Annotated in this window: 10 protein-coding genes and 1 riboswitch; of the genes, 6 read left to right on the forward strand and 4 right to left on the reverse strand. The window is 68.6% G+C overall.

The features are described 5' to 3' along the window. Positions 1-35: 35 nt before the first annotated feature. The 3 genes from ACQEU8_RS12195 to ACQEU8_RS12205 form a co-directional block, all read right to left on the reverse strand. Positions 36-866: a carbohydrate ABC transporter permease gene (locus ACQEU8_RS12195; protein ID WP_433099770.1), complete on the reverse strand. Its 831-nt coding sequence runs from the start codon at positions 864-866 to the stop codon at positions 36-38. Further along, a complete protein-coding gene (locus ACQEU8_RS12200; RefSeq protein ID WP_433102337.1) occupies positions 866-1,834 on the reverse strand; it encodes a carbohydrate ABC transporter permease in 969 nt (322 codons plus the stop codon). Before ACQEU8_RS12200 ends, ACQEU8_RS12195 begins: the two co-directional genes overlap by 1 nt. A gap of 118 nt (positions 1,835-1,952) precedes the next feature. Further along, a complete protein-coding gene (locus tag ACQEU8_RS12205; protein WP_433102339.1) occupies positions 1,953-3,179 on the reverse strand; it encodes an extracellular solute-binding protein in 1,227 nt (408 codons plus the stop codon). 327 nt (positions 3,180-3,506) lie between these two features. Between ACQEU8_RS12205 and ACQEU8_RS12210 the strand changes: the two genes are divergently transcribed. The 6 genes from ACQEU8_RS12210 (at position 3,507) to ACQEU8_RS12235 (ending at position 11,365) form a co-directional block, all read left to right on the forward strand. Continuing rightward, positions 3,507-4,301: a GntR family transcriptional regulator gene (locus tag ACQEU8_RS12210; protein ID WP_433099772.1), complete on the forward strand. Its 795-nt coding sequence runs from the start codon at positions 3,507-3,509 to the stop codon at positions 4,299-4,301. A gap of 370 nt (positions 4,302-4,671) precedes the next feature. Beyond that, positions 4,672-6,870 (forward strand): carbon starvation CstA family protein, encoded by a 2,199-nt coding sequence (locus ACQEU8_RS12215; RefSeq protein ID WP_433099774.1) that lies wholly within the window; start codon positions 4,672-4,674, stop codon positions 6,868-6,870. Then, a complete protein-coding gene (locus ACQEU8_RS12220) occupies positions 6,867-7,085 on the forward strand; it encodes a YbdD/YjiX family protein (protein ID WP_433099776.1) in 219 nt (72 codons plus the stop codon). The genes ACQEU8_RS12215 and ACQEU8_RS12220 overlap by 4 nt, the downstream gene beginning before the upstream one ends. 40 nt (positions 7,086-7,125) lie before the next feature. Beyond that, positions 7,126-7,623: a GNAT family N-acetyltransferase gene (locus tag ACQEU8_RS12225; RefSeq protein WP_433099778.1), complete on the forward strand. Its 498-nt coding sequence runs from the start codon at positions 7,126-7,128 to the stop codon at positions 7,621-7,623. A gap of 65 nt (positions 7,624-7,688) precedes the next feature. Beyond that, positions 7,689-7,820: riboswitch (cobalamin riboswitch) on the forward strand. 120 nt (positions 7,821-7,940) lie between these two features. Then, on the forward strand, positions 7,941-10,352 hold the full coding sequence (locus tag ACQEU8_RS12230; protein WP_433099780.1) for a ribonucleoside-diphosphate reductase subunit alpha: 2,412 nt from the start codon (positions 7,941-7,943) through the stop codon (positions 10,350-10,352). Continuing rightward, entirely contained in the window at positions 10,352-11,365 is a 1,014-nt protein-coding gene (locus ACQEU8_RS12235; RefSeq protein WP_433099782.1) for a ribonucleotide-diphosphate reductase subunit beta, read from the forward strand. Before ACQEU8_RS12230 ends, ACQEU8_RS12235 begins: the two co-directional genes overlap by 1 nt. 25 nt (positions 11,366-11,390) lie before the next feature. Here the strand turns inward: ACQEU8_RS12235 and def are convergent, their stop codons facing one another. Next, complete coding sequence (def, locus tag ACQEU8_RS12240) at positions 11,391-12,035, reverse strand: peptide deformylase (RefSeq protein WP_433099784.1); 645 nt, start codon at positions 12,033-12,035, stop codon at positions 11,391-11,393. Positions 12,036-12,074 lie beyond the last annotated feature (39 nt).

Genomic DNA, 12,074 nt, shown 5'->3' on the forward strand with positions numbered 1-12,074 from the left:
TGTGCGGTTGTCCCTTCGGTACCGTCGGCCATCGGCTATCCCTTCACCGCGCCGGAGGTGAGGCCGGCGACCGCCTTGCGCTGGAGGTAGAGGAAGAGCAGCAGGATCGGGACGGCGAAGAGCGAGGCTGCCGCCATCGTGGCACCCCAGTCGTCGCCGAACGCCGTCTGGAACTTCGACAGCCACAGCGGCAGCGTCTGGGCCTCGGCGTCCTTGTTGAGGATGAGGACCATGGGGAACTCGTTCCATGCCGTGATGAAGCCGAACAGCGAGGTCGCCATCAGACCGGGGGCCAGCAGCGGGAAGATGACCCGGCGGAACGCCTGGAGCCGGGTGCAGCCGTCCACCATGGCCGACTCCTCCAGGTCCTTGGGCACGGCCGCCACATAGCCGCGCAGGGTGATGATGGTCAGCGGCAGCACCATGACGGTGTAGAAGAGCGTCAGCGGCACCAGGCTGTTCAGCATCTCGGCGTCCCGCACGATCATGTAGATCGCGATCACCATGACCTCCCAGGGCGCCATCTGGGCCACCATGAAGGTGAGGATGATGCCCTTGCGCCCCTTGAACCGCATCCGGGCCAGCGCGAACGAGGCGAAGAGCGCAACCAGCAGCGAGAAGCCGACGGCCAGCACCGTGACGGTCACGGAGTTGCGCACCAGCGACCAGAAGTGCTCGGCCTCGACCGCCGTCCGGAAGTGTTCGAAGGTGGGCGAGGTGGGGAACCAGACGGGGTCCTCGCTGATGATCTGCCCGTTCGGCTTGAACGCCGTGTTGAACATCCAGTACACGGGAAAGGCGAACGCCACGAACAGCACCAGCGCGGCGGCATTCGGCCATATCCGGCCCAGCAGTGACCGTTGCATCAGGCCTTGGCCCCCTTCTGTTGCGAACCTTCGGCGGCGTCGGCGTCCTCGGCGTCCTCCTGCCGCAGCACCAGGCGCAGGTAGTACGACATCAGGGCCAGCAGGATCAGGATGGTGAGGACGGAGATGGCCGCGCCGGTGCCGTAGTGCTGGTTGCCGACGCCCTCCACGAACGCGTAGACGGGCAGCGTCTCGGTCAGCCGGTCCGGGCCGCCCTCGTTGACGGCGAAGACGTGCGGGAACGCCTTGAAGATCCAGATGACTTCGAGGAACGTCGCGACCATCAGGAACGGCTTGAGGAACGGGAAGGTGACGCTCTTGAAGCTCTGCCACGACCCCGCGCCGTCCAGCGCCGCCGCCTCGTACAGCTCCTTGGAGATCGTCGTCGTCGCGGCGTAGAGGTTGATCGCGACGAACGGGACGGAGGTCCACACGATCAGCAGCGAGATGACGAAGAACGTGGACAGCTGGGTTCCCGTCCAGTTGTAGTCCGCCATCGAGTCGAAACCGAGCTTCGCCAGCACCCAGTTGACGACGCCGAACCGCTGCGCGAACAGCCACTGGTAGACGGTGGTCGCGGCGATCACCGGCATCGCCCAGGCCAGCACCAGACCGATGGACAGCAACAGCCGCATCCTGGGCCCCAGCCGGGCCAGCAGCAGCCCGACGAGGGTGCCGACGACGATGATCACGACGACATTGACCGCGGTGAAGATCACCGACCGCAGCGTGACCCGCCAGAAGGTCTCGCTGCCGAGCGTGTCGGTGTAGTTGGTGACCCCGTTCCACTCGGTGAGGTGCTGGATCAACTGGGTCATGTTGAGGTTCTGGAACGACAACATGCCGTTGGTGACCAGCGGATACCCGAGGAAGACAGCGGTCAGCGCGAGGGCGGGCAGCAGCAGGAGATAGGGCAGCGTGCCCTTCCTCGCCCCCCGCGCCTCACGCGGCGCCCCGTCGACCCCCATCGGCCGTACGGGAACCTTGTCGCGCGGCGGCGCCTCTTGGGTTTTCACAGACATTCAAACTCCCACCCCGGTTGCGGGGACGGCTGCTGCCGCCCCCACAACAGCCCTCGCAAGAGGGTCACTGCTTCTGCGACAGCCTCTTGTTCATCTCGCCCTCGACGCCCCGCGCAGCGGCCCCGTGCGACTTTCCGTTCAGCACCGACGTCATATACGTCTTGATCGGGTTGGGCGGGTTCTCCACGGCTCCCCACTCGGGGATGAGCGGCGTGAGCCCACCGCCCTCGACAGCCGGCGCGGCCGCCTCCGCGGCGGGGTTGCCCTTCAGATTGCTCAGGAGGGCTGACTTGTTCGGGATGACGCCGCCCTCCTTGGCGAGCGCGCCCTCGAACTTGTCGGACAGCGCGATCTTGAGGAACTCCTTGGCGAGTTCCTGCTTCTCGCTGCCCGCGGCGATCGCGAGGTTGGAGCCGCCGAGGAAGACCCCCTCGGGCTTGTCCGCGGTCTCACCCGGGATGGTGAAGTAGCCGATGTCCTTCTTGAGCTTCTTGTTGGCCTCGATCGCGGTGGCCGCCTCCCAGCTCAGCCCGATGAACGCGCCGGTCCTGCCCTTGGCGAAGACCTCGGCCTGCTGCGGGGTGGCCTCGTCCTTGTCCTTGGGGGCCTTGGAGTAGGAGGCGTACTTCTTGTAGATCTCCATGGCCTTGCCGACCTTGGGGTCGGAGAGGTTGGAGACCCACTTGCCGCCCTTCTTCTTCACCAGGTCGGCGTTCTGGCCGATGAGCAGGCCGTCCAGGAAGTACCAGTTCTGGCCCGGCATGTAGAGCGGCTCGGCGTCGGTCTTCTTGTCGATCTTCTTGAGCGCGTCGAAGAATTCCGCGCGGGTCTTGGGCGTGCCCTTGATGCCGGCTTCGGCCCAGATCTTCTTGTTGTAGATCACCGTGCGGTTGACGGCGAACCACGGGGCCGCGTACTGCTTGCCGTCGTAGACCGCGGACTTGTTGAGGGAGGGCGTCCAGTCCTTGCCCACGCCCTTCTTCAGGTCGCTCAGGTCGGCCAGTCCGCCGGTGCGGGCGTAGGCGGGGGTCTGGGTGTTGCCGACCTCGATCACGTCCGGCGGGTCGGACTCGGAGAGGGCTGTGGTGATCTTCTGCTGGATGCCGTTCCACTGCTGGACTTCGAGCTTGAGCTTCGCCCCGGTCTTCTTCTCGAAGGCCGCCTTGACGTCCTTGGTCCACTGCTTGGGCGTGGAGCCGTCCATCGCCCAGAGGGTCAGGGTCTGACCCTTGAAGCTGTCGGGTCCGCTCTTCTTGTCATCGTCGGACCCACAGGCCGCGACGTTCACCATCAACGCCACGACACCGGCCGCGGCCATGAGGCCATGTTTTCTGCGTACCACAGCATTCTCCCCTGCACACTGGAACGCTCCGCGACAGCAAACCCGGAGTGGATTCCCTGAGTTCCCTGATTTGGTTTAGACCAATAAGAACCATGCGCAGCTTGGCCTAGACCTTTAGGGGTGTCAACGGTGTATAAAGCTCGCTGTCGGTTCCGTTATCGGAACGACATCTGAGCTGGGACGCCCGCCCACACCGGGGCCGTGCCACGATGTGAGCCGCTACGTACACGGAGGAAGCCGGTGACGGCAGCACGACATGGGTTGGGAAGGCGGGCCATGGGCACGGACGGGGGCGGCGCGGTCGCGCCGGCCGCGGCGGACACCGAGACCGCAGGCGGCAACGGATCGGCGGCCCGCACCGCGCGCGTGCCCAAGTACTACCGGCTGAAGCGGCACTTGCTGGAGATGACCGAGACGCTGCCGCCCGGCACCCCCGTACCGCCCGAGCGCACGCTGGCCAGCGAGTTCGACACCTCGCGCACCACCGTGCGGCAGGCCCTCCAGGAGCTCGTCGTCGAGGGGCGGCTGGAGCGCATCCAGGGCAAGGGCACCTTCGTCGCCAAGCCCAAGGTCTCCCAGGCGCTGCAACTGACCTCCTACACGGAGGACATGCGGGCGCAGGGCCTCGAACCCACCTCACAGCTGCTGGACATCGGTTACGTCACCGCCGACGACCGGCTCGCCACGCTGCTGGACATCCCCACCGGCGGCCGCGTACTGCGGATCGAACGGCTGCGGCTGGCCAGCGGTGAGCCGATGGCGATCGAGACCACCCATCTGTCCCAGAAACGGTTCCCCGCACTCCGCCGCAGCCTGGTCAAGTACGCCTCCCTCTACACCGCGCTCGCCGAGGTGTACGACATCCATCTCGCCGAGGCCGAGGAGACGATCGAGACCTCGCTGGCCACCCCGCGCGAGGCCGGGCTGCTCGGCACCGACGTCGGACTGCCGATGCTGATGCTCTCCCGGCACTCCCGTGACACCGCAGGGGAGCCGGTGGAGTGGGTGCGCTCGGTCTACCGCGGCGACCGGTACAAGTTCGTCGCCAACCTCAAGCGCCCTGCGGACTGACGGCTCCGGCGCCACGGGGAGCGGGCCCGCCCGCCGCACCAGGGCGCTCGCGGCCGCAGAAGGGCGCCCGCCGCCGAACGAGGGCGCCGGTGCCGCCGCACGAGGGTCCCCGCCCGCCGCACGAAGCGCCCGTGCCGCCGCACGAGAGCGCCCGCCGCCGTGCGAGGGCGCCCACCGCCGCACGAGCGCGCCCGCCGCCCCGGCTCGACCGTCTCCGGAGGGCGAAGCCGCAGATCACGCCCCTGTCTCGGATCGTGGTTCATCCGTTCCGAGGTATGGCGCTGATCAGGCGGTTGTTCTACCGTCGGCCTGCCGTCGTGGTATTGCCCGCCACCTCGAATGGTCGGTGGGTGAGGTCGAGGAGGAACGCGTGCGCAGCACTGCACAGCCAGCGAGCAAGCTCAGTCCACGGTCCATAGCCGTCTGGACCGCAGTCGCGCTGATCGGCGCCGCGGGCTGGGCCATGCTGGCGCTCGCCCGCGGCGAGGAGATCTCGGCCGCCTGGATGGTGGCTGCCGCGCTCGGCTCGTACGCCATCGGCTACCGCTTCTACTCGCGCTTCATCGCCACCCGCGTGCTCCGTGTCGACAAGACGCGGGCCACGCCGGCCGAGCGGCTCGACAACGGCATCGACTTCCACCCCACCGACCGGCGGGTGCTGCTCGGCCACCACTTCGCCGCCATCGCGGGCGCCGGACCGCTGGTCGGCCCGGTGCTGGCGGCCCAGATGGGGTATCTGCCGGGCACCATCTGGATCATCGTCGGCGTGATCTTCGCGGGCGCCGTGCAGGACATGGTGACGCTGTTCTTCTCCATGCGCCGGGACGGCAAATCGCTGGGGCAGATGGCGCGCGAGGAGATCGGCCCGATCGGCGGGGCCGCCGCGCTGCTCGCCGTCCTCGCCATCATGATCATCCTGCTCGCGGTGCTGGCCCTCGTCGTCGTCAACGCGCTGGCCGAATCGCCCTGGGGCACGTTCTCGATCGGCATGACCATCCCGATCGCCCTGTTCATGGGCTTCTACCTGCGGGTGCTGCGGCCCGGGCGGGTCACCGAGGTCTCCCTGATCGGCATCGGGCTGCTGCTGCTCGCGCTGGTCTCCGGGCGGTGGGTCGCCGAGTCGTCCTGGGCGGACACCTTCACCCTGGAGCCCGGCACGCTGGTGATCTGGATCCTGGTCTACAGCTTCGTCGCCTCCATCCTCCCGGTGTGGATGCTGCTGGCACCGCGTGACTACCTGTCGACGTTCATGAAGATCGGCACCATCGGGCTGCTGGCCGTGGGTGTCGTGGTGACGCTGCCGACGATGAAGATGGACGGCATCACCGACTTCGCGGGCGTCGGCAACGGGCCGGTCTTCGCGGGCTCGCTCTTCCCGTTCGTCTTCATCACCATCGCCTGCGGCGCCCTGTCCGGCTTCCACGCGCTGATCTCCTCGGGCACCACGCCGAAGATGATCCAGAAGGAGACCCAGATCCGGATGATCGGCTACGGCTCCATGCTGATGGAGTCGTTCGTCGCCATCATGGCGATGGTCGCGGCCAGCATCATCGACCCGGGGCTCTACTTCGCGATGAACGCGCCCGCCGGCGTCATCGGCGACAACGTGCAGGCCGCCTCCGAGGCGGTGAAGAACTTCGGCTACACCATCACCCCGGACCAACTCGCGGCAGCAGCCAAGGCCGTCGAGGAGCAGTCGCTGCTCTCCCGTACGGGCGGCGCGCCGACGCTGGCCATCGGTGTCTCCAACATCTTCTCGGAGGTCATCGGCGGCGCCGGGATGAAGGCGTTCTGGTACCACTTCGCCATCATGTTCGAGGCGCTGTTCATCCTGACGGCGCTCGACGCGGGCACCCGCGTGGGCCGCTTCATGCTCCAGGACATGCTCGGCAACGTCTACAAGCCCTTCCGCCGGGTCAGCTGGTGGCCCGGGCTGCTGTTCTCCAGCGCCGCCATCGTCGCGCTGTGGGGCTACTTCCTGTGGGTCGGCGTGCACGAGCCGCTGGGCGGAATCAACCAGCTCTTCCCGCTCTTCGGCATCGCCAACCAGCTGCTGGCCGCCGTCGCGCTGGCCGTCTGTACGACGCTGCTGGTCAAGTCCGGGCGGCTGAAGTGGGCCTGGGTGACCGCCGTACCGCTGGTGTGGGACGCGGTCGTCACACTGACCGCCAGCTGGCAGAAGGTCTTCTCCACCGACCCGAAGGTCGGCTTCTTCCAGCAGCGCGCCAATTACCAAGACGCCATCGAGCAGGGCAAGGTCATCGCCCCCGCCAAGAGCATGGACGACATGCACACCATCGTCACCAACTCCACGGTGGACGGCATCCTGTCGGCACTCTTCGCCGTTCTCGTCATCATCGTTCTCGCGGACGCGGCCCGCACCTGCGTGCGCGCCGTACGCAACCCGGAGGGCACCCGGATGTACGAGGCGCCCTACCAGGAGTCGAAGTTGGTGGAGCCCGCCGGGCTGATCGCCACGAAGGAGGAGAAGGCGGAGCAGGCCGAGCACGAGGCGGCACTGGCCGCCGCCGGACAGCAGAGCGGCGAGTCGGGGGGCGGCTCGCGGTGAACGCGGCGAAGTCGGCCAACCCCGTGCTGCGCGCCGGGCGCTGGCTGCGCTGGTACGTGCGCGAGTTCACCGACGAGAGCGCCTACGAGCGGTACGTCGCGCATGTACGGCAGCACCAGGGCCCCGACGCGGAGATCCCCAGCCGTAAGGAGTTCGAACGCCGCCGCACGGACGCCCGGGAGGGCGATCCGCGGGAGGGCTTCCGCTGCTGCTGAGCAGCGCGGATTGTCGGTGGCGTGCCGCATGATGGCCGCCATGGACATCACTGTGAGAACCGCCAGACCTGAGGAGTACGCGGAGGCCGGGGAACTGGTGGCACGCGCCTATCTCGACGGCGGGCTGCTGGACTTCGCCGAAGCCGACCCATATCTGGACACCCTCCGCGACGCGGCGGGCCGCGCCGCCCAGGCCGAGCTGCTCGTCGCGGAGGACCACCAGGGCGCACTGCTGGGCACCGTCACCTTCGTCGGCCGGGGTGGCCCCTACGCCGACCTGGCGCGGGAGGGCGAGGGCGAGTTCCGGATGCTCGGCGTCAGGGAGTCGGCCCGCGGCCGCGGGGTGGGCGAGGCCCTCGTCCGGGCCTGTATGACGCGGGGCCGCGCCCTCGGCCTGAGCGGGCTCGTCCTGTCCACCCAGCCGACCATGCACGCGGCGCACCGCCTCTACGAGCGGATCGGCTTCCGCCGGACCCCCGAGCGTGACTGGGCGCCCCTCGAGGGCTTCATCCTGTGGACCTACGCCCTCTCCCTGTGACCCCGCCCGGCCTCCCGGGCGGGGCGGCACAACATGTGGGGGTTCTGGATCGGCGGGGCACAACATGTATGCTCGCACACGCCGTCGCCTCCGATGCAGGGGAATCCGGTGCGAATCCGGAACTGGCCCGCAACGGTGAGGGGGCCCACGCAAGCGCGCCCGCAAGTCCGAGTACCTGCCGGCGGCGGCATCGACGAACGTCCGGGTCTCGTGGGTTGGACCGGCGGGCGGAGCGCGCCATGCCCTGCTGAGGGCGCGGCGTGCGCTCCCTCCCTCCGTGCTGCCCACGGACAGTCAGCAGCGAGGGAGAGCATCGCGTGACCGTCACCACCGCCCCCACCCTTCCGGAACGCGCCCCCACCGGGGCAGCGCCCACCGGCGCCGCTTCCCCAGGGAACGCCACCCGCGAGGACCCACAGGCGACCGCGCTCCGCGAAACCCTCGCCGCACTCACGGCGGATCTCCAGGACGCGGACCCGGCACCGGTGCTGGCGGCGGCACTGCGCGGTCGGCAACCGGGCGCGGACCAGGCCGAGTTGCGGGCCCTGGCCATCGAGTCGGCTGCGGGCCTCATCAGCGAGGAGCCGTCCTACTCGCGGCTGGCGGCGCGGCTGCTCACCCGCGCGATCCGCGACGAGGCGGCGGCCGAGGGCGTCACCTCGTTCTCCGCATCGGTGGCCCTCGGCCACGCCCAAGGGCTGATCGCGGACCGCACCCACGCGTTCGTACGCGAGCACGCCGGCCAGTTGGACACCCTGGTCGAGGAAGCCGTCGAGGGCGGCGCCGACGACCGGTTCGAGTACTTCGGGCTGCGTACCGTCCACTCCCGTTACCTGCTGCGGCACCCGACCACCCGGCGCACCGTCGAGACGCCGCAGCACTTCCTGCTCCGCGTCGCCTGCGGGCTGGCCGCTGACGGCTCGGCCGACGCGCTCGAAGAGGTGGCCGCGTTCTACCGGCTCATCAGCTCCCTCGCCTATCTCCCCTCCTCCCCCACCCTGTTCAACTCCGGCACCCGCCATCCGCAGATGTCGTCCTGCTATCTGCTGGATTCGCCCAGCGACGAGCTGGACTCGATCTATGAGCGCTATCAGCAGGTCGCGCGGCTCTCCAAGCACGCGGGCGGCATCGGTCTGTCGTACTCCCGGATCCGCTCCCGCGGGGCGCTGATCCGGGGGACGAACGGCCACTCGAACGGCATCGTCCCGTTCCTGCGGACGCTGGACGCGTCCGTCGCCGCGGTCAACCAGGGGGGCCGGCGGAAGGGCGCCGCCTGCGTCTATCTGGAGACGTGGCACGCGGACATCGAGGAGTTCCTGGAACTGCGCGACAACACGGGCGAGGACGCGCGCCGTACGCACAACCTCAATCTGGCGCACTGGGTGCCGGACGAGTTCATGCGCCGCGTCGAGGCGGACGGCCAGTGGTCGCTCTTCTCCCCGTCCGAAGTGCCGGAGCTGGTCGACCTGTGGGGCGAGGAGTTCGACACCGCGTACCGCCGCGCCGAGGCCGAGGGCCGTGCCGTCAAGCAGTTGCCCGCACGGCAGTTGTACGGCGCGATGATGCGCACCCTGGCGCAGACCGGCAACGGCTGGATGACGTTCAAGGACACCTCCAACCGCACCGCCAACCAGACCGCCGAGCCGGGCCACACGGTGCACTCCTCCAACCTGTGCACCGAGATCCTGGAGGTCACCGACGACGGTGAGACGGCGGTCTGCAACCTGGGCTCGGTCAACCTCGCCGCCCATCTCGGCGAGGACGGCGCGATGGACTGGGAGCGGCTGGACGCCACCGTCCGTACCGCCGTGACGTTCCTGGACCGCGTGGTGGACATCAACTACTACCCGACCGGTCAGGCGGCAGCCTCCAACTCCCGCTGGCGGCCGGTGGGTCTGGGGGTGATGGGCCTCCAGGACGTCTTCTTCCGGCTCGGGCTGCCGTTCGACTCGGACGAGGCCCGCGTGCTGTCCACCCGGATCGCCGAGCGCATCATGCTCGCCGCGTACGAGACCTCCGCCGAACTGGCCGACCGGCACGGCCCCCTGCCGGCCTGGTCCTCGACCCGCACGGCGCGCGGCGTACTGCACCCGGACCACTACCCGAACGCCGAGCCGCACTGGGCGGACCGCTGGGACGCGCTGCGCGCCCGTATCGCGCGCACGGGGATGCGCAACTCCCTGCTGCTCGCCATCGCCCCGACCGCGACCATCGCCTCCATCGCGGGCGTCTACGAGTGCATCGAGCCGCAGGTCTCCAACCTGTTCAAGCGCGAGACGCTGAGCGGCGAGTTCCTTCAGGTGAACACCTATCTGGTCGCGGAATTGAAGCGGCTGGGGCTGTGGGACGCGCGCGCCCGGGAGGCGCTGCGCCAGGCCAACGGCTCCGTGCAGGAGCTGGAGTGGGTGCCCGCGCACGTCCGGGAGCTGTACCGCACGGCCTGGGAGATCCCGCAGCGCGCCCTGATCGACATGGCCGCCGCCCGCACCCCGTATCTGGACCAGAGCCAGTCGCTCAACCTCTTCCTGGCCTCCCCCACCATCGGGAAGCTCAGCTCGATGTACGCGTACGCCTGGAAGCGCGGCATCAAGACCACGTACTACCTGCGCTCGCGCCCCGCGACGCGCATCGCCCAGGCGGCGAGGACCGCCACCGTCCCCCAGCAGGCGGCCGACGAAGCGATCGCCTGCTCCCTGGAAAACCCCGAGTCCTGCGAGGCCTGCCAGTAATGCGAGACGACAACAAGAACCTGCTCGACCCGGGCTTCGAGCTGACCCTGCGCCCGATGCGCTATCCGCACTTCTACGAGCGCTACCGCGACGCCATCAAGAACACCTGGACCGTCGAGGAGGTCGACCTCCACTCGGACGTCGCCGACCTGGCCAAGCTCACACCGGGCGAACAGCACATGATCAGCCGTCTGGTGGCGTTCTTCGCCACCGGGGACTCGATCGTCGCCAACAACCTCGTGCTGACGCTCTACAAGCACATCAACTCGCCGGAAGCCCGGCTCTACTTGTCCCGGCAGCTGTTCGAGGAAGCCGTACACGTCCAGTTCTATCTGACGCTGCTGGACACCTATCTGCCCGACCACGACGAGCGTGCGGCAGCGTTCGCAGCAGTGGAGAACATCCCCTCCATCCGGGAGAAGGCCCAGTTCTGCTTCCGCTGGATGGACTCTGTGGAGACCATCGACAAGCTGGAGTCGAAGGCCGACCGCCGCCGCTTCCTGCTCAACCTGATCTGCTTCGCCGCCTGTATCGAGGGGCTGTTCTTCTACGGCGCGTTCGCCTACGTCTACTGGTTCCGCTCACGCGGACTGCTGCACGGGCTGGCCACGGGCACCAACTGGGTGTTCCGCGACGAGTCGATGCACATGTCGTTCGCCTTCGACGTGGTGGACACCGTCCGCGAGGAGGAGCCCGAACTCTTCGACGCGGAGCTGGAGAAGCAGGTCACGGCGATGCTGGAGGAAGCCGTCGAGGCGGAGCTGCAGTTCGCGCGCGACCTGTGCGGCGACGGCCTGTCCGGCATGAACACCGAGTCCATGCGCCAGTACCTGGAGGCCGTCGCCGACCAGCGGCTTCGCCGGCTCGGCTTCCCCGAGCGCTACGGCTCCAGCAACCCGTTCTCCTTCATGGAGCTGCAGAACGTGCAGGAGCTGACCAACTTCTTCGAGCGCCGCCCCTCGGCCTACCAGGTGGCGGTGGAGGGCTCGGTGTCGCTGGACGACGACTTCTGAGCGGTACGGCGGATGGTGGTGCCGGTTACTCGTTCGGCACCGTCTCGTAGCGGGGCGTGCTCTCGGCCATCTGCCGGAGCACGTCCTTCCGCTCCCGCTTCGAAAGCCGGTCGACGTACAGATACCCGTAAAGGTGATCGGTCTCGTGCTGGAGGCAGCGCGCGAAGTACCCGGTGCCCCGCACCATGATCGGCTTGCCCTGCGCGTCCTGCCCGCGCACCACGGCGTAGTCGGGCCGCGCCAGCGGGTGGTAGGCGCCGGGCACCGAAAGGCAGCCCTCGCTGCCGTCGTCCAGCACCCGCTGCTCGGCGGGGAGCTGTTCGAGCACCGGGTTGCAGACGACACCCACGTGCCGTACGCCCTCGTCGTCGTGACAGTCGTAGACGAACACCTTCAGGTCGACGCCGATCTGGTTGGCGGCGATGCCGACACCCTCGGCAGCGCGCTGGCTGGCGAACATGTCGTCGATCAGCGCGGCCAGCTCGTCGTCGAACTCCGCCACGTCCTTGCACTCCCGGTGCAGCACCGGGTTGCCGATGACGGTGACCGGCCGGGCCGTACCCCGCGCGGTGTGGGCCTCCTCGCGGGCTGCCGCGTCCGTCACGTCGTCGACGAACTCGCCCTCGGCGGTGGCGGCCGACTCGGCCGTTGTTTCCTGCTGCTGCGCCATGCCGTCGTACGCCTTCCTGCGACCCGTAAGACCGTGAGA

Source organism: Streptomyces sp. CA-250714, assembly GCF_050936705.1.
Taxonomy (GTDB): domain Bacteria; phylum Actinomycetota; class Actinomycetes; order Streptomycetales; family Streptomycetaceae; genus Streptomyces.

Bases quoted from the DNA above. Each gene is read 5' to 3' on its own strand.
- ACQEU8_RS12195 (WP_433099770.1), bottom strand. From the start codon at position 866: ATGCAACGGTCACTGCTGGGCCGGATATGGCCGAATGCCGCCGCGCTG.
- ACQEU8_RS12200 (WP_433102337.1), bottom strand. From the start codon at position 1,834: ATGGGGGTCGACGGGGCGCCGCGTGAGGCGCGGGGGGCGAGGAAGGGC.
- ACQEU8_RS12205 (WP_433102339.1), bottom strand. From the start codon at position 3,179: ATGGTGAACGTCGCGGCCTGTGGGTCCGACGATGACAAGAAGAGCGGA.
- ACQEU8_RS12210 (WP_433099772.1), top strand. From the start codon at position 3,507: ATGGGCACGGACGGGGGCGGCGCGGTCGCGCCGGCCGCGGCGGACACC.
- ACQEU8_RS12225 (WP_433099778.1), top strand. From the start codon at position 7,126: ATGGACATCACTGTGAGAACCGCCAGACCTGAGGAGTACGCGGAGGCC.
- ACQEU8_RS12235 (WP_433099782.1), top strand. From the start codon at position 10,352: ATGCGAGACGACAACAAGAACCTGCTCGACCCGGGCTTCGAGCTGACC.
- def (WP_433099784.1), bottom strand. From the start codon at position 12,035: ATGGCGCAGCAGCAGGAAACAACGGCCGAGTCGGCCGCCACCGCCGAG.